This window comes from Streptomyces sp. NPDC051561 (assembly GCF_044454195.1).
Classification (GTDB): Bacteria; Actinomycetota; Actinomycetes; order Streptomycetales; family Streptomycetaceae; genus Streptomyces.
Genome location: NZ_JBITDM010000010.1, coordinates 261,560 through 279,042, shown reverse-complemented (window position 1 = coordinate 279,042; position 17,483 = coordinate 261,560). Strand labels below are relative to the sequence as shown.

The window sequence follows — 17,483 nt, the reverse complement described above, 5'->3', positions numbered from 1 at the left end:
CGCGGGCTTTCCTCCGGACGTTTCGTTCGGTGTTTCAGTTGTTCTGTTCTTGCGTTTCCGACTCTATCAGACCGTTTCCGTTCCGATTTCCTCGGTGCCTTTCAGGTTCTTCGCTTTCGCGTTTTCCCTTTCCGGCGGTTCCGACTCTATCAGATCCTTTCGGGCCTGATTCCCGGTCGAACTCGGGTTGTCTTTGCGGCTGTTGGGCCGTTCCGACGTTTCAAACTCTAGTGGATTTTCCCGTTGAACCGAAATCGGCTCCCAGCGTCAGAATTCGGCATGCCGAAATTGACCCTGGCGGGAGATCGTGCGGAGTTTGTTTTGCCGCTTTCGCGGCGGGAGTCGTTACCGCAGAACCGTTACGGCTGTGGCAACTCGGAGAACCTTACGGATCACAACGAGGGGTGTCAACCCCTCCCCGTGGCTCCCGAACGCCTGTGGCAGACGTACATAAGAGAGGACATCAGAGAGGACATCAATCCAGGTCAGTGAGGCGTCCACCGGCGTCCGGCTGGGTGTCCTCGACCCGGCGCAGGAGGCGGATCAATACGTCTCCCAGGACGCCCCGCTCATCGGCGTCGAGGTCCTGGAGGAGGTCCTCCTCGAAAGAGGCGGCCATGCGCATTGCTTCGAGCCACTTCGCGCGGCCCTCGTCGGTCAGCTCGACGATGACGCGGACCCGGTTGTTCTCGTCGCGGTCCCGGGTGACCAGGCCCTCGCCGGCCATCCGGTCGATGCGGTGGGTCATCGCGGCCGGGGTGAGGCCGAGACGCTTGGCGAGTTCACCGGGGCCCAGCCGGTAGGGGGTGCCGGAGACCACGAGGGTCTTGAGGACTTCCCACTCCGCGTTGCTGATGCCGAGGGCGGCGACCTGGCGGCCGTACGCGACGTTCATCCGGCGGTTCAGGCGGCCGAGGGCCGAGACGACCTTCTCCACTTGGGGGTCGAGGTCGCGGAATTCGCGTTGGTATGCGGCGATCTGCTCGTCGAGGCTCGGCTCATGGGGTCCATGGGGGCCGGGCGTCTCTGGCGTGTCTGGCATCCGCGAAGTATGGCATGGGGTGCGTTGGCGTTGAAGTCCTTCTCTGTGTATTGTTGAGGTTCTAATTTTAGTGTTGAAGTCTTCGGACTTCAGGTCTTCAGGGTTGAGGTGAGTATGACCAAGGCGATGGGCTCGGCGATGCGGCGGATCCAGGCCGGCAACGCGCTGAGTGCGTTCGGGCTGGGATTTACCGTCCCGTATCTCTACGTGTACGTGGCTCAGGTGCGGGATCTGGGGCCGACTTCGGCGGGCATCGTCCTTGGCGCCTTCGCCATGGCCGCCCTGGTCGCGCTCCCCTTCGTCGGCGCGCTGATCGACCGCAAGGGCCCGCTGCCCGTGCTGGTGGGGGCGGCGCTGCTGGCTTCGGTGGGCGCGCTGGCGCTCGGTGTCTCGTCGAGTCTGCTGACGGCGGTCGGCAGTGCGGCGCTGCTGGGTATCGGTACGGCGGTGGCACAGCCGGCGCTCGCCACGATGATCGTGTGGAGTTCGACGGCAGCGACCCGTACCCGGGCCTTCGCCATGCAGTTCTTCCTGGCCAACCTGGGTCTGGGCATCGGTGGTCTGATCGGTGGGCAGATCGTGGACAAGGACGACCCGTCGTCCTTCACCCTGCTGTTCTCCATCGAGGCCGTGATGTTCCTGGTGCTCGCCGGGGTCGCGCTCTCGGTGAAGCTGCCGCGGGCCGAGGCCATGGGCGAGGCGCAGGCCGGGGAGAAGCGCGGCCTGTTCGCCGGGCTCGGCGCGCTGATGAAGCACAAGGCGATGGTCCAGCTGTGTGTGCTCGGCTTCGTGATCTTCTTCGCCTGCTACGGGCAGTTCGAGTCGGGTCTCGCCGCGTACGGCACCGAGGCCGCCGGGATCGACCCCTCCACGCTCGGTATCGCGCTGGCCGCCAACACGGCGGTGATCGTGATCGCTCAGTTCGTGGTGCTGAGGTTCGTCGAGCGGCGTCGCCGGTCGCGGATGATCGCGCTGGTCGGGCTGATCTGGACGGTGGCGTGGATGTTCGCCGGATACGCGGGTCTGGGGCACGGCAGCCAGACCATGGCGACGGCCGCGTTCATCTCGACGTACGCCCTCTTCGGGCTCGGTGAGGCGATGCTGTCGCCGACCGTGGCGCCGCTGGTGGCGGACCTCGCACCGGAGTCGATGGTCGGGACGTACAACTCGGCCTTCGCGCTGGTCAAGCAGATGGCGCTGGCGGTCGGACCGGCCGTGGGCGGGCCCATGGGGGCCTCGCTCCACATGCCGTACATCGTGACCTTCATTCTCTTCTCGCTCGGCATCAGTGTGCTGGCGCTGCGGATGGGCAGGCGGCTCACGCCGACGCAGGATCTGCCGATCCCGGTGAAATCGATCGTGGTGGCGCAGCATGTGCCGGACGCGGCCGCCGAGGCACAGCAGGTGAAGGCAGCGGCGTAACACCCACGCGGTTGGCCCTCCCCCTCTAGTCGGGGAGGGCGAACTCGCACCAGACGGCTTTCCCGCCGCCCGGTGTGCGGCGCGAACCCCAGGACGAGGCGATCGTGGCGACGATCGAGATGCCTCGTCCTGCTTCGTCTCCGGGGTCGGCCCGGCGCCGGCGCGGGAGATGGTCGTCGCCGTCGGTGACCTCGATGATCAGGCGGCGGTCGGTGCGGCGCAGGCGCAACCGCATGGGAGGTGTGCCGTGCTGGAGGGAGTTGGCGACCAGCTCGCTGGCGGCGAGGACGCCGAGGTCGCGGAGTTCGGCGGGGAAGCGCCAGGAGGTGAGGACTCCGGTGGCGAAGGCGCGGGCGCGGGGGGCCGCTTCGATGCCGCCGAGGAGTTCCAGGGCGGCGTTGTGGAAGAGCTCGGCGTCGTGGCCCTTGCGGGCGGGGTGCTGGACGACGAGGACGGCGACGTCGTCGTCGTGGTCGGCGGTGATGCCCAGGGCGCGCATCAGACGGTCGCAGACGACCTCGGGGGTTCCGGTGGCGCCGGAGAGTGCGCGCTCCAGGGCGGCGACGCCTTCGTCGATGTCCTCGCGGCGGCGCTCGACGAGGCCGTCCGTATAGAGGACGGCGGTGGAGCCGGGCGGGAGGGCGATGGTGCCGGAGGTGTGCATCCAGCCGCCGGTGCCGAGCGGTGGTCCGGTGTGGTCCTCGGCGCGGGCGACGGTGCCGTCCTCGTGCCGGACGAGGATCGGGAGGTGGCCGGCCGAGGCGTAGACCAGCCGGCCCTCGTTGGGGTCGTGGACGGCGTAGGCGCAGGTGGCGATCTGGCTGGCGTCGATTTCGGCGGCGAGGCCGTCGAGCAGCTGGAGGACCTCGTGCGGGGGGAGGTCGAGGCGGGCGTAGGCGCGCACGGCGGTACGGAGCTGGCCCATGACGGCGGCGGCGCGCACCCCGCGGCCCATGACGTCGCCGATGACGAGGGCGGTGCGGCCCGCACCGAGGGTGATCACGTCGTACCAGTCGCCGCCGACGGCCGCGTCCTTGCCGCCGGGCTGGTAGGTGGCGGCCAGCCGAAGGTCGTCCGGCTGCTCCAACTCCTGTGGCAGCAGTGACCTTTGGAGGGTTACGGCGGTCTCGCGCTGGCGGCGCTCGGCGGCGCGCAGCCGCTCGTTGGCGTCGGCGTGGTCGGTGACGTCGGCGGCGGAGACCAGGACGCCTCCGCCGTCGGGTGTGTCCAGGGGTGAGCAAGTGACCGTGTACGAGCCGCCCTTGGGGGTGCGGCGGGACTTGACCGTGCGGGAGGTGCCGCTGCGCAGGACCTGGTCCATGAGGGGGAGCAGGCCCAGCTCTTCGAGCTCGGGGAGTTCGGTGGCGGCGGGGGCGCCGAGGGTGCGTTCGCCGAACGCGGCCGCGTAGGCGTCGTTGACGTACGCGACGCGGTGCTCGGTCCCGTACAACAGCGCTACCAGCGCAGGGAGTTGGCGGACGACCTCGCGCAGGGAGAGGTCTTCGAGGGCCGGCGGGCCCGGGGCCTCGGGGACTCTTTCGCCGGTCTCGGGGTCCGTGGCGGGGTCCGACGCGGGGTCGGTCTGCTGCCCGGACTCACCTCGGGCGGCGGGCACGGACCCGCGGTCGGACCGCGCTGCGGCGCGGCGCTGCGTTCCGGGGAGCCGGGCGCTCCAGCGGGTGAAGTTCACTGAACTACTTGCCTCGTGGTCGGGGTGGTGGAGCAGGTCGGCTGGGGTGGTGCGGTGCCCGGGGTGGGTTCCCGGGGTGCTGCTCGTGCGGCAGGTGGGGTCGCTGGGGATGCGTCACTCTGTGCAGGCGCGAGTCCACCTATCGTCACACGTCCAGTGTGACCGACCGCACTGACAGTCGGTAATTGGGAGGACGTCAGCGGGGCTTCGGGGGTTCGCCGCCCGCCGCAAGTTCGAATTCGGCGCGCGGGTGTTCCAGCGATCCCAGCGAGACGATTTCCCGCTTGAAGAGGCCGGAGAGGGTCCACTCGGCGAGCACCCGCGCCTTGCGGTTGAAGGTGGGGACGCGGCTGAGGTGGTAGGCGCGGTGCATGGTCCAGGCGGGAAAGCCCTTGAGCTTGCGGCCGTAGACGTGGGCGACACCCTTGTGCAGGCCGAGCGAGGCGACCGAACCGACGTACTTGTGCCGGTAGTCGGTGAGCGGCCGGCCGGCCAGGGAGGCGGCGATGTTCTCGGCGAGAACCTTGGCTTGGCGGACGGCGTGCTGGGCGTTGGGGGCGCACTCCTTGCCCTTTTCGCCGGCCGTGAGGTCGGGGACGGCTGCCGCGTCTCCCGCGGCCCACGCGTGCGGCGCGCCCGCGACGGCGAGCTGGGCGGTGCAGTCGAGCCGGCCGCGTTCGTTGAGCGGGAGGCTGCTGGCGGCGAGGACCGGGTGCGGCTTCACTCCGGCGGTCCACACGAGCGTACGGGTCGGGAAGCGGGCGCCGTCGTCGAGGACGGCGACGCGGTTCTCGATGGAGTTCAGCCGGGTGTTGAGGCGTACGTCGATGTTGCGGCCGCGCAGCTCCCTGACCGCGTACTGGCCCATCTCCTCGCCGACTTCCGGGAGGATCCGGCCGCTGGCCTCCACCAGGATCCACTTCAGGTCGTCGGCCTTGATGTTGTGGTAGTAGCGGGAGGCGTAGCGGGCCATGTCCTCCAGTTCGCCGAGGGCTTCCACGCCCGCGTAGCCGCCACCGACGAAGACGAAGGTCAGGGCGGCGTCGCGGACCGCGGGGTCGCGGGTGGAGGAGGCGATGTCCATCTGCTCGATGACGTGGTTGCGCAGCCCGATGGCCTCCTCGACGGTCTTGAAGCCGATGCCGTGCTCGGCGAGACCGGGGACGGGCAGGGTGCGCGAGACCGAGCCCGGGGCCAGCACCAGCTCGTCGTACGGCAGTTGGAGGGGCCCGGTGCCCTCCTCGGCGGTGGCGAGGGTCGTGACGGTCGCGGTGCGCTTCGCGTGGTCGATGGAGTTGGCCTCGCCGATGAGGATGCGGCAGCGCGGCAGCACCCGGCGCAGCGGCACCACGACATGGCGTGGGGAGATCGATCCGGCGGCGGCCTCGGGCAGGAACGGCTGGTACGTCATGTAGGGGTCGGGCGTGACGACGGTGATCTCCGCTCCGCCTTCCGCGAGCTGCCGTTTCAGCTTCCGCTGGAGGTGCAGCGCGGTGTACATGCCGACGTATCCGCCGCCTACCACGAGAATGCGCACTGGATTTGTCACCGTCCCATGAGGCAACGGGCGCACGGCTTTGTCCACAGGGCCGACAAATTGTATGACCGACCGCCAGCTCTCCTGAGGCTCCGAAAAGTTGGCGTTCCGCGCCGATGCGAGCGGTATTGGTGCAGGTCAGGGGGCGCGGAGGGAGAGCTGGGTACGGAGGGATCCGGAACCGGCGCCGCCGCTGGTCCGATCGGGGGGCACGCCGCGCGGAACTACCCCCTTCTGAATCTTCCCGCGCTCAACTATGTTCGTATCTCGTCCCGAGTGCGGGGTTTGTGGTCCATGGACTCACCGACTCCGGCAGTCGGGGCGGGGAGTGTCTCCGGGGGGAGACATCATTACCGGGGGAACGCTGATGCACATTCAGGATTCACAATGGCAGGCTGCCGTCGCATCGTCGGCGGCAACGACTTCGGCTTCCGGGCCCGTTTCGGCGGCGTCCCACGTGGCTGCGGAGAGCAACGGACGTCTGGGGGCGGGCGGTTCGACCACGTCTTCCGCCGAGCGTTCGGCGCCGCTCCGCGTGGATGCACAGCGCAATCTCGAACACGTACTGCGGGCGGCTCGCGAGGTCTTCGGCGAGCTGGGGTACGGGGCGCCGATGGAGGACGTGGCGCGCCGGGCCCGGGTAGGGGTCGGCACGGTCTACCGGCGCTTCCCGAGCAAGGACGTACTGGTGCGGCGGATAGCCGAGGAGGAGACCTCCCGGCTGACCGAGCAGGCACGCACCGCACTGGGGCAGGAGGACGAGCCGTGGTCGGCGCTGTCCCGTTTCCTGCGCACCTCGGTCGCCTCGGGTGCCGGCCGGCTGCTGCCGCCGCAGGTGCTGCGGGTGGGCGTCGACACGGACGCCGATCTCGGTGGGGCCTTCGAGCCGGGTGCGGTACGCGATGCCTCCCGGGTGCCACAGCAGCGGCAGGCCGGGGACTCCGGGTCCGCTCCTGAGCTGCGGCTGGTCGAGCAGGACGATGCCGCGGGCGTGGAGTTGGACGACGCGGGTGCCGCGACGCTGCTGGAGGTCGTGGGCCGGCTGGTGGACCGGGCGCGGGAGTCGGGTGAGTTGCGGGGCGATGTGACCGTGGCGGACGTACTCCTGGTGATAGCGACGGCGGCGCCTTCGCTGCCGGACGCCGCTCAGCAGGCGGCGGCCTCGGCCAGGTTGCTCGACATCCTGCTGGAGGGGCTGCGGTCGCGTCCCGCGTAACCGCTGTTCCCTTTTGTTCGCCGTAATGCCCTGTTCGCCGTAGTACCCGCGCAGTTCGTCTCTCCGCTCTCTGTCCGTTCTCTGCGTGTGGAGCAGTGCCGCAAGCCCGCCGACGCCCTCCCCTCACGGGTAGGGACTAGCACTCGATTTCGGGAAAACTCCCCGGACGAGTGGTTGGCGGGCTTGATCGGCTTTCGGCGCGTCGCCCTGTGGGAGTCTTGGCCGGTGTTCCGGTCAGAGGGTGCGTACGGGGGCTTCCGCCATGGGTGTTGACGAGCGGGGCGAGTCTCCCGGGGGTAGCGGGGAAGGGGAGGGGAATCCACCCCGGCAAGTCCCTCAGCAGGGCGGCCCGTTGGGTGCCACCCCGGCACCTGTCGCGGACGCCGGACCCGACCCGACGAGTGTGCCCGCCCAGCGCGGCGGTGGCACCTCCTCCGGGGAACAGGGCCTGTCCGACGCCGACTTGATCGAGCGGATGCGGGGCGGCGACGACCAGGCGTACGAGGAACTCTTCCGACGGCACTCCGAGCCGGTGCGGCGCTATGCGCGTACCTGCTGCCGGGACGCGCACACCGCCGACGACCTGACGGCGGAGGTGTTCGCCCGGACGCTCCAGGCGGTGCGGGGCGGTTCGGGCCCTGAGCACGCCGTACGGGCCTACCTGTTGACCACCGTGCGGCGGGTGGCGGCGGCCTGGGCGAAGACGACGCGCCGCGAGCAGCTCGTCGAGGACTTCGCGGTGTTCGCGGCGCAGGCGGGGCGGGCGTCGGAGGTGTCCGACGACGACACCCTCGACCTGGGCGCGGACGTCCGGGCGATGCACGAGGCCGAGCAGACCCTCGCCATGCAGGCCTTCCGGTCGCTGCCCGAGCGGTGGCAGGCCGTGCTGTGGCACACCACGGTCGAGGAGGAGTCGCCGAGCGCGGTGGCCCCGCTGTTCGGCCTGACGGCGAACGCGACGGCGGTACTGGCTTCGCGGGCGCGCGAGGGGCTGAAGCAGGCGTACCTCCAGGCCCACGTCAGTACGTCGCTCACGGCGGGCGGCGACTGCGCGCAGTACGCGGACCGGCTGGGCGCGTACTCGCGGGGCGGGCTGCGGATGCGGGCCGAGCGGGGGCTGCGCAAGCATTTGGAGGAGTGCGCCAAGTGCCGTCTCGCCGCTGGTGAGTTGCGCGACGTCAACGCGGGCATTCCGGCGCTGCTGCCGGTGGCGGTCATCGGGTGGGTGGCTGCCGGGTACTCGGTGAAGGCTGCGGGCATCGTGGCTGGTGGGGCGGTGGGTGCTGCTGGTGCGGGGGCGGCGGCTGCTGCGGGGGGAGCGGGTGCTGGGGCCGGTGCTGCGGGTGCCGGGGCTGCGGGTGCTGGTGCGGGTGGTTCGGGTGGTGCGGCCGGGGGTGGCCTCGCGGCCGAGGGGCTCGGCGCTCCGGCCAAGGTGGGGATCGGTGCGGCGGTCGCGGTGGCGGTGACGGCGGGGCTGGTGTTCGCGTTCGTGGGCGACGACGATCCGATGCCGCCGCGGGTGGATGCGAAGCCGCCGGCGGTGAAGCCGGTGGTTCCGAAGCCGGTGGTTCCGAAGCCCCCACCGCCGTCTCCCGCACCGCCGCGTGCCACTCCGGCGCCCAAGCCGCCGAAGCCTCCCGCGCCGCCGCGTGCCACTCCTGCCCCGAAGCCGCCGAAGCCTCCCGTGGTCAGGCCTCCGGCCCCCAAGCCCCCTCCCCCGCCGAAGCCGCGTCCCAAGCCTCCGGTGGTCAAGCCTCCGCCGCCGGCGCCTCCTGCGGCGTACCCCGTCGCGGAGTTGACGTACAGCCCGCTGGGCGATCACACCTCGCCCGAGGTGCGGTTGGCGGACAGCAGTCCGCTGTGGCAGCGGTCCGCGATGTCCATCGGCGGGGTGGGCTACGGCCACGGGGTGTCCGTGCCGCCGGACTCGTCGGTGACGATCGACCTGAACCGGAAGTGCACGACGTACGACGCGATGGCCGGCGTCGACGACATGACGATGGGGAGCGGGGCGGTCCGGTTCTCCGTCTACGGCGACGGCGTAAGGCTCTGGCGGTCACCGGTGATCCGGGGCGGTGACGCGGCGGTGCCGGTGCATGTGGGAATCGCGGGGCGCAAGACACTGAGACTGGTGACGGAGTCGGTGGAATCGGGAGAGCCGGGAGACGCGGCGGGATTCGCGGACTGGGCACGGTCCCGCATCGGGTGCGGGTGAGGGGACCCCTCCGGGGCGGGGGCCTGTGTCGATGTGCCGCTACGGCCGCGTGGGCGCAGCCTGCCGCGAGAGGCGGGCGCGCCCCCCTCGCGTCAGAGGCTGCGTCTCTGCGGTACTCCCCCGGCCACCGCGCGCTGTCTCGGGGCCGCTGAGCCGGTCCAGCAGGTTCCTCGGCGGGAGATCAGTCGGCGGAGCCACAGTTCTGTGGAGATGAGGTCGGCGAGGCCGTCGAGCGGGACGGGTTCGCCGGAAGCCGCGGCACGGACGGCCTTGCGGACGACGCGGGCTTCGATCAGGCCGGCGTCCGCGAGCAGCGGGGCGTCGAAGAGGGCGAGAAGGTCGTCCTGGGCCGCGTGGATGCCGGCCTGGGCGGTCGCCGACGAGGTGGTGTGCGGGGTGGCCGCGCCCCACCCGGGCGGGAGTTCGTGGACCCCCGCGCCCCGCAGGACCGCGCGGAGTACGGCCGCCCTGGCGCCGGGCTGCACACGGAGGGTTTCCGGCAGGTCCCGGCAGGCGCGGACGACCTGGTTGTCGAGGAAGGGGGCGTGGAGCCGTTGGCTGCGTACCTCTGCCGCCTGTTCGAAGACGCGGTGGTCGTACGCGTGACGGGCCAGCGCCGCACGCGCCCGCGCCTCGCCGGGCCGCTGCACGGACGCCGGACGCAGCGCCGACTCCTGGAGGCGAACCGATACTTCGGCGAGCGCCTCACCGGTCAGCCAGCGCGCGGCAGGCCCAGGACGGGACCAGGCGAGGGCCTCCAGTGAGGCGTCCAGGGCCCCCGTCGGGCCGCTCGCGTCGACGACGCCCCGGCTGGTGAGGCGGCCCGCCGCCTCCTCGATGCCCGAGCGGTAGGACGTACGGGCGAGGCGGCGAGCGGCGCGGTACACGGTGAGGGGGACGAGCAGGGAGTGCGCGGAGGCGCCCTCGGCCTTGGCAAGCGCCGTGGCGGGACGCAGGATGTGGCGGCGCCGGCGGTCGATGAGGAGGTCGGCGAGGCGGGCCGGGTGGGCGTCCAGCACTTGGCGGGCGCCGTTGCCGACGAGGTGGTCGGCGCTGCCGGACGACAGGCGCAGCCGGGCGCGTTCGGCGGTGACGAGGGAGGGCCCGGGTTCGTCGGTGAGCGGGCCGGACGCCAAGTCGGCGTAGGGAAGGGCTTCTTCGGCCCCCGCGACGACGACGTGGTGCAGCCGGGGGTTGGCCGCGATGGCTCCCGCGCGCTCCAACTCGGCGGCCAGCTCGCTCTCCTGGCTCCGGGCGGAGGAGGCGGCCAGATCGTTGAAGGTGACGGCGAGCAGGCGCTCACCGGCGCCGGTGCCGTGCCCCAGGACCGTACCGGGAAGGCCGGGCAGGCCCGCGGCGAGCAGGGCGAGGGTGGCCGACGCGCTGCCACCGGAGAGGTCGGAGCCGATGCCGGGGACGGGCGCCCCCCGGCGTCGGGCGCGTCGCTCGGCGGGACCCATGCCGGGCACCGGACCGGGGTCGGGCAGCGGAGTCTCCGGCGCGTGCCGGGGCGCGGTCAGCCGTACCCGTACCGCTTCGACCAGCGCGTCCCGGACGGCGTCCACCGCGCGCTCGGCATCGACCTGCGGCGCCGCGACGGCGAGTGACGCCACCGGCTCGTACCCCGTGATCTCGCGCGAGCCCTCCCGCAGGACCAGCGCGTGCCCGGGCGGAATCCGTCTGACCCCCGCGTACGGCGTGCCGTCGCGCAGCGCTTCCGGTACGTCGGGGCAGGCGAGCAGGGCGGCGAGGTGACCGATGTCGAGCTGGGCCTCGATGAGGTCGGCGAGGGGGAGCGCGGCGGTGGCGTACGCGGTGCCATTGGCCCAGGGCGTGTAGAAGACCGGGCGGGCGCCTGCCAGGTCACTGGCGATGGTGACCCGTCTGCCGGTCTGGACGACGGCGGTGTAGCTGCCGGGCCAGGCGGTCAGGTGCCTCAGTGCGCCGCCGCGCGCCGCGAACAGCCCGACCTTCAGTTCCTCGTCGGTGGCGCCGCAGCAGCCGAGGACGGCGAGCCGGGTGAACGGGTCGACGCTGACGGTGCGGACCTCGTCGGGGCGCCAGTCGCCGACCGCCCACAGGGGGTCGGGGTCGCCCCACAGGAGTTGCGCGCCGACGGGCTGGACGGTGTCGCCCTCGTGCTCGGTGCCGGGGGCGCCGACCGCTCCGACCGTGCCGAAGCTCGCGGCGATGCTGCTCCATCCCACCAACCAACGCATCGCCGCCTCCACAGGCTGTGGACAACTTTGCCCGTTGGTGCGCGGGAGAGGGGCGGGGATTCCCGGGCCCTGCATGGCCGGACGATCGCTCTGCCTGGCCGGGCGGCCGTGAGCCCCCTTCTGCCCCCGGTGCGCGCACCGTGTCGCGCATGCCGCGCGTGGGGACCATGCTGCCACGACAACGGGGCATGGGTGGGGGTACGGCAGGCGCAATGCGCGGGTGGAAAGGGGGAGTTGGGGGCAATTGGGGCGGAGCGGGTGAGTGCGCCCCGGTCGGGGGCGGGTCGGCCGCGACACCCAGGGGCCTCATTCGGCCATTTTCCGCCAGGCCGCACGCGTGTGGTCCGGGAGGCGCTGTTCGCCCCCCGGACCTTTCCGCCACCCGCGGGGATGAAGGTGGCGGAGTCCCCCAGCCCACTGGATCCAGTGCAGCGGGCCGACCCACGCACGTCCCATGGAAGCGCCGCTTCCGAGCGGGTGGGAGAGCGCATGGCCGGGCGCACGGCCACACGACAGGAGCACGAAAGGGACGGAACGTTCCTCCCGCACCGGAACTCCGGGCAACAATCTCGCCATACGGGACACATCCCCTTAACGCTTGGGATGCGGCGAACTACGCTGGGTTTACGAATGCCGCGTGCCTATGCCGGGCCCGCGGCGGCCGTCTGCGTGAGGGGTGGCGCGATGTCCAGGGAACAACGCGGGCCGAACGAAAAGCTCGGCACGGTTCTCGCCCTCGCGGGAATCAGCAACGCCGGGCTGGCGCGCCGGGTCAACGACCTCGGCGCGCAACGAGGCATGACGCTTCGGTACGACAAGACGTCGGTCGCCCGGTGGGTGTCGAAGGGCATGGTGCCGCAGGGCGCCGCCCCCCATCTGATCGCCGCCGCGATAGGCGCCAAGCTCGGCCGCCCGGTGCCGTTGCACGAGATCGGCCTGGCGGACGCCGACCCGGCCCCCGAGGTCGGGCTCGCCTTCCCCCGCGACGTATCGGTGGCGGTGCGGCACGCGACCGAGCTGTACCGGCTCGACCTGGCGGGACGCCGGGCAGGAGCCGGCGGAATCTGGCAGTCCCTGGCCGGCTCGTTCGCGGTGAGCGCCTACGCGACACCTGCCTCGCGCTGGCTGATAACCCCGGCGGACTCCTCCGTGGCGCGTGATTCCACCGTCGCCGAGGGCGCCGCCGACGCAACTCCCCTACGGGTGGGACACAGTGACGTCGCCAAGCTGCGCGAGGCCGCCGAGGACGCCCGGCGCTGGGACTCCAAGTACGGCGGCGGCGACTGGCGTTCCTCGATGGTCCCGGAGTGCCTGCGGGTGGACGCGGCCCCGCTGCTGCTCGGCTCGTACAGCGACGACGTCGGGCGCTCCCTGTTCGGCGCGACCGCCGAACTGACCCGGCTGGCGGGATGGATGGCCTTCGACACCGGTCAGCAGGAGGCCGCCCAGCGGTACTACATCCAGGCGCTGCGCCTCGCACGCGCGGCCGCCGATGTACCCCTGGGCGGGTACGTACTGGCGTCGATGTCCCTCCAGGCCACCTACCGCGGCTTCGCCGACGAGGGCGTCGACCTCGCGCAGGCGGCCGTGGAGCGCAACCGCGGTCTGGCCACCGCCCGCACCATGAGCTTCTTCCGCCTGGTCGAGGCCCGCGCGCACGCGAAGGCGGGCGATCCGGTGGCGGCCGGGGCCGCGCTGAAGGCCGCCGAAGGTTGGCTGGAACGCGCCAGGGAGGGCGATCCGGACCCGTCCTGGCTCGGTTTCTACTCGTACGACAGGCTGGCCGCGGACGCCGCCGAGTGCTACCGCGACCTCAAACTCCCGCGCCAGGTGCGTCGGTTCACCGAGCAGGCTCTGTCCCGGCCGACCGAGGAGTTCGTCCGCTCGCACGGGCTGCGGCTGGTGGTGAGCGCGGTCGCCGAACTGGAGTCGGGCAATCTGGACGCGGCGTGCGCGGCCGGGACGCGTGCGGTGGAGGTGGCGCACCGGATCTCGTCGGCGCGCACCACGGAGTACGTCCGGGACCTGCTGCACCGGCTGGAGCCGTACGGGGACGAGCCGCGGGTGGTGGAGCTGCGGGAGCGGGCACGGCCGCTGCTGGTGGCGCCGGCGTAGGAGGGCTGCCCGGGGCGGAGAACTCTCACTGTTCACGTGGCGTTGGCCATAGCTCTTGCTCAAGGGGTTTGAGGGCGTTGTCAGTGGGCCAGTGCACTATTCGGGGTGGGAGGTGACAGCGATGAGGCATGACTGCGATGTGCTGGTGATCGGCGGGGGAATCGTCGGGATGGCGTCCGCGCATGCGCTCACGCGCGCCGCGCCGGGGGTCCGGGTGATGGTTCTGGAGAAGGAGCCCGGTCCGGCGAGACATCAGACGGGACGCAACAGCGGGGTGATCCACAGCGGGATCTACTACCGCCCCGGCTCGCTCAAGGCACGGTACGCGGTGCGCGGTGCCGCCGAAATGATCAAGTTCTGTGCGGAACACGGGATACCGCACGAGGTGACCGGCAAGCTGATCGTCGCCACCGAGCGCGACGAGCTGCCCCGGCTGCACGCCCTGGTACAGCGCGGCAGGGAGAACGGCATCCCGGTGCGCGAGCTGGGCCGTGCCCAGATCCAGGAGTACGAGCCCGAGGTGCGCGGCCTCGCGGGGATCCACGTCGGCACCACCGGCATCTGCGACTACGGCCGGGTGACCGAGGAGCTGGCGCGTTCGTCGGGCGCCGAGGTGCGGTACGGGGCGGAGGTCCGGGCCATCGCCCGCCGGGAGGCCGGGGTCGCGGTGCGGACCTCGGACGGGACCGTGATCCGGGCGAAGGCGCTGGTCAACTGTGCGGGGCTGCACTGCGACCGGGTGGCGCGGCTGGCGGGCGACGACCCGGGGATGCGGATCGTGCCGTTCCGGGGCGAGTACTTCGACCTGTTGCGGCCGGATCTGGTGCGGGGGCTGGTGTATCCGGTGCCGGACCCGGCGTTCCCCTTCCTCGGGGTCCATCTGACCCGGGGCGTGGGCGGAGGTGTGCACGTGGGGCCGAACGCGGTCCCGGCGCTGGCCCGCGAGGGCTACGACTGGGGGGCGGTACGTCCGGCCGACCTGGCCGGGACGCTCGCCTGGCCGGGCTCCTGGCGGATAGCGCGCAGGCACTGGCGGTACGGGGCCGGGGAGCTGCACCGCTCCCTCTCCAAGCGCGCCTTCACCGACGCGGTACGCCGGCTGCTCCCCGCCGTCTCGGAGGCCGACCTCCGCCCCTCCCCCGCGGGCGTCCGCGCCCAGGCGGTCCTGCGCGACGGAACCCTCGCGGACGACTTCCTCATCCGGGAGGCGCCGCGCACGGTCCATGTGCTGAACGCGCCGTCCCCCGCGGCCACGGCTTCACTGCCGATCGGGCGCGAGGTGGCACGGCGGGTGCTGGCCGTGATGGCGGGGGACCGGGTGCGGGGCTGAGGGTGGGGGCGGGCTGCGGTGGGGCTCGCTGCCGTGGGGCGCCCGGCTTCGCCCTTCTCCGTAGAATCGGACCACTGTGTCCGAGAACAGCGAGAACCCCACGATGCCCCAGCCGCAGCCCCACGAGCCGCAGGCGCCCGCCGAGCCCGGCCCGTCCCAGCTCGCCGCGCGCGACGCCGCCGACCGCGAGGCCGCCCATGTCCGGGCCCGCGCCCTGCGCATGTTCCCCGAGGGGGTCGGCCCCTCCCCCGACCCCGCCGGCTCGCACTTCGAGCGCCGGATCCGCAGCTTCCAGCCGCGCCGCAGCCGGGTCACCACCGGACAGGGCGAGGCGCTCAAGCGCTGGTGGCCCACCCGGGGCACGGACATCGACGGACAGAGCGTCCTCGACCTGGACGCGATGTTCGACGGGCTGCCGGTCGTCCTGGAGATCGGCTTCGGGATGGGCGAGGCGACCGCGCGGATGGCCGCCGACGACCCGGCCACCGGCATCCTCGCCGTCGACGTCCACACCCCCGGCCAGGGCAACCTCCTGCGCCTCGCCGAACTGGGCGACCTCACCAATGTCCGGGTCGCCAACGGCGACGCGATCATCCTGCTCCGCGAGATGCTCCCGGCGGACTCCCTGAGCGGCCTGCGGGTGTACTTCCCCGACCCGTGGCCCAAGGCCCGCCACAACAAGCGCCGGCTGATCCAGCCGGAGTTCCTGACGCTGGCCGCGACCCGGCTCGCCCCCGGCGCCGTACTGCACTGTGCGACCGACTGGGAGGACTACGCCGAGCAGATGCTGGAAGTCCTCACCGCCCACCCGGACTTCGAGAACACCCAGGCCGACGGCGGCTACACGCCCCGGCCCGCCTTCCGGCCGCTGACCCGCTTCGAGGGCCAGGGCCTGGACAAGGGGCATGTGGTCCACGACCTGATGTTCCGCAGGGTCACGCACTCGGACTGAGAGCCGGTGTCGGGCGTCCCGTCCCGCCCACCGGCGCCGACGCCCCGCCCACCGGCCGACGCCCCGCGCAGCAGCAGACGCGCATCGCCACCGGCCGACGCCCTTTTCCAGCCACGAGCGGCCTCCCACAAGGAAGTTGTCCACAGGCTGTGTCCACAGGGCATCGCGGCTGTCAGTAGCACTCGTTAGGGTCGTTGGATGTACGAAACGTACGAACAGCCGCCCCCGCACCCGGCCGCGCCGGTCCAGGACCAGGTCGTCCCGGTCCCGGGCCACGCCGTGCCGGTCCCCGCGGTGCCGGGATCCGATGTCCCGGATGCCGCGCACTGGCAGGGCGACGGGGTGCGCCGTGCGTTCCCGAGCCGGTGGCTGCTGCGCCTGCGGGGCAGCCGTTTCTGGCGCAGCCGGGCGGTCCGCGCGACCGCGCTGATCCTGCTGCTGGCCCTCTCCGGCCTGGTCCTGCTCGCTCTCGTACGGGAGCAGACCGGCACCCGGGGCTTCCTGGTCGGGCTCGGCCTCGCGGTCTTCCCGGTGCCGCTGCTGGTGACCGCGTTCCGCTGGCTGGACCGGGTCGAGCCGGGGCCGTGGCGGAACCTGATCTTCGCGTTCACCTGGGGATCCTGCGCGGCGGCACTCGTCGCCATCACCGCCAACAGCTTCGCCGTGCGCTGGATAGCCGTGGCCACCGCGGACCCCGACGGGGCGGACACCCTCGGCGCGACCGTGGTCGCGCCGGTGGTCGAGGAGTGCGCGAAGGCGGTCGCGATCCTGCTGATCTTCCTGTTCCGCAGGCGGCACTTCACCGGGATCGTCGACGGGGTGGTGATCGCCGGCTTCACCGCGACCGGCTTCGCCTTCACCGAGAACATCCTCTATCTGGGCAATGCCTTCGGCGAGGACCAGTCGTTCGGCACCGGGCTGGGCGCGGTGACCGCGGGCACCTTCTTCGTCCGCGTGATCATGTCGCCGTTCGCGCACCCCCTGTTCACGGTGCTGACCGGCATCGGCTTCGGCCTGGTCGCGCTCACTCCCACCCGCCGCGGCCGCACCCGGGCCTGGGTGCGGATCCGCCGCGTCGCCCTCCCCCTGCTCGGCCTGCTGCTCGCCATGGGCATGCACGCCCTGTGGAACGGCTCGGCGTCCTTCGGCCCGTTGGGCTTCTACGCGGTGTACGGGCTGTTCATGGTCCCGGTCTTCGCGTTCCTGACCTGGCTGGCGATCTGGACCCGGCAGCGCGAGCTGCGGATGCTCGGCGCCGAGCTGCCCGCGTACGCCTCCGCCGGCTGGCTGGACCCGGCCGAACCGCTCGCGCTGTCCTCGATGCGCGCCCGCTCCCTGGCCCAGGGGTACGCCGCGAGGTCGTACGGCCCGGCCGCCGCCCGCGCCGTGGCGGAGTACGAAAGGTCCGCGACCGCTCTGGCCTTCCTGCGCTACCGGGCCCGCCGCTCGACGGCCACACCCGAGTCGGCCGCCGCCTTCACCGCGCGTGAGCGGGAGCTGCTGCAGGAACTGTGGCAGCGCAAGCGGACAGCGGGTCCCGCCCTGGTGTACGCCGCCCAGGTCACCGGGCGAATACGGCTGCTGCCCCCGCCGTACCACCCGGCCTACGCGGCGGCGTACAACCCGTACAAGCACTGAAGCGGAACCGTGGCGGCCACTTCGCTGCATGCCCGCAAACGCGAACCGGCAGCCCTGGCGTCGGGGGGTGAGCGCCAGGACTGCCGGAGTCCGGAAGTGCGGTGGTG

At 72.1% G+C, this 17,483-nt stretch carries 11 protein-coding genes; 7 read left to right on the top strand and 4 right to left on the bottom strand.

Annotated features, from left to right (window positions below):
• Positions 1-475 precede the first annotated feature (475 nt).
• On the bottom strand, positions 476-1,042 hold the full coding sequence (locus ACIA73_RS23610) for a MarR family winged helix-turn-helix transcriptional regulator (RefSeq protein ID WP_399440622.1): 567 nt from the start codon (positions 1,040-1,042) through the stop codon (positions 476-478).
• 114 nt (positions 1,043-1,156) lie between these two features.
• Between ACIA73_RS23610 and ACIA73_RS23605 the strand changes: the two genes are divergently transcribed.
• Positions 1,157-2,464 (top strand): MFS transporter, encoded by a 1,308-nt coding sequence (locus tag ACIA73_RS23605; RefSeq protein ID WP_399440621.1) that lies wholly within the window; start codon positions 1,157-1,159, stop codon positions 2,462-2,464.
• Between the two features lie 25 nt (positions 2,465-2,489).
• Here ACIA73_RS23605 and ACIA73_RS23600 read toward each other — a convergent pair whose 3' ends face one another.
• Complete coding sequence (locus tag ACIA73_RS23600) at positions 2,490-4,154, bottom strand: SpoIIE family protein phosphatase (protein WP_399440619.1); 1,665 nt, start codon at positions 4,152-4,154, stop codon at positions 2,490-2,492.
• A 196-nt stretch (positions 4,155-4,350) separates the two neighbouring features.
• Positions 4,351-5,703 (bottom strand): NAD(P)/FAD-dependent oxidoreductase, encoded by a 1,353-nt coding sequence (locus tag ACIA73_RS23595; protein ID WP_399440618.1) that lies wholly within the window; start codon positions 5,701-5,703, stop codon positions 4,351-4,353.
• A 355-nt stretch (positions 5,704-6,058) separates the two neighbouring features.
• On the opposite strand from ACIA73_RS23595, the gene ACIA73_RS23590 reads away from it, so the two are divergent.
• Together ACIA73_RS23590 and ACIA73_RS23585 are read left to right on the top strand one after the other, a co-directional pair.
• The gene (locus tag ACIA73_RS23590) at positions 6,059-6,907 is read left to right on the top strand and encodes a TetR/AcrR family transcriptional regulator (RefSeq protein WP_399440617.1); all 849 of its coding nucleotides are present in this window, start codon (positions 6,059-6,061) and stop codon (positions 6,905-6,907) included.
• Between the two features lie 262 nt (positions 6,908-7,169).
• Positions 7,170-9,122, top strand: a complete 1,953-nt coding sequence (locus tag ACIA73_RS23585; protein ID WP_399440615.1) for a sigma-70 family RNA polymerase sigma factor — start codon at positions 7,170-7,172, stop codon at positions 9,120-9,122.
• Positions 9,123-9,214: 92 nt separating this feature from the next.
• Here ACIA73_RS23585 and ACIA73_RS23580 read toward each other — a convergent pair whose 3' ends face one another.
• Positions 9,215-11,341, bottom strand: coding sequence for an asparagine synthase-related protein (locus ACIA73_RS23580; RefSeq protein WP_399440613.1), 2,127 nt, complete (start codon positions 11,339-11,341; stop codon positions 9,215-9,217).
• Between the two features lie 684 nt (positions 11,342-12,025).
• Here ACIA73_RS23580 and ACIA73_RS23575 point away from each other — a divergent pair.
• From ACIA73_RS23575 to ACIA73_RS23560, 4 genes are all read left to right on the top strand, one after another.
• Positions 12,026-13,456 carry an MFS transporter gene (locus ACIA73_RS23575; RefSeq protein WP_399440611.1) on the top strand — a complete coding sequence of 477 codons (1,431 nt, stop codon included), beginning with the start codon at positions 12,026-12,028 and terminating at the stop codon, positions 13,454-13,456.
• A gap of 121 nt (positions 13,457-13,577) precedes the next feature.
• A complete protein-coding gene (lhgO, locus tag ACIA73_RS23570; protein WP_399440609.1) occupies positions 13,578-14,786 on the top strand; it encodes an L-2-hydroxyglutarate oxidase in 1,209 nt (402 codons plus the stop codon).
• A gap of 103 nt (positions 14,787-14,889) precedes the next feature.
• Positions 14,890-15,738: a tRNA (guanosine(46)-N7)-methyltransferase TrmB gene (gene trmB, locus ACIA73_RS23565; protein ID WP_399440641.1), complete on the top strand. Its 849-nt coding sequence runs from the start codon at positions 14,890-14,892 to the stop codon at positions 15,736-15,738.
• Between the two features lie 198 nt (positions 15,739-15,936).
• Positions 15,937-17,376 carry a PrsW family intramembrane metalloprotease gene (locus tag ACIA73_RS23560; protein ID WP_399440607.1) on the top strand — a complete coding sequence of 480 codons (1,440 nt, stop codon included), beginning with the start codon at positions 15,937-15,939 and terminating at the stop codon, positions 17,374-17,376.
• Positions 17,377-17,483 lie beyond the last annotated feature (107 nt).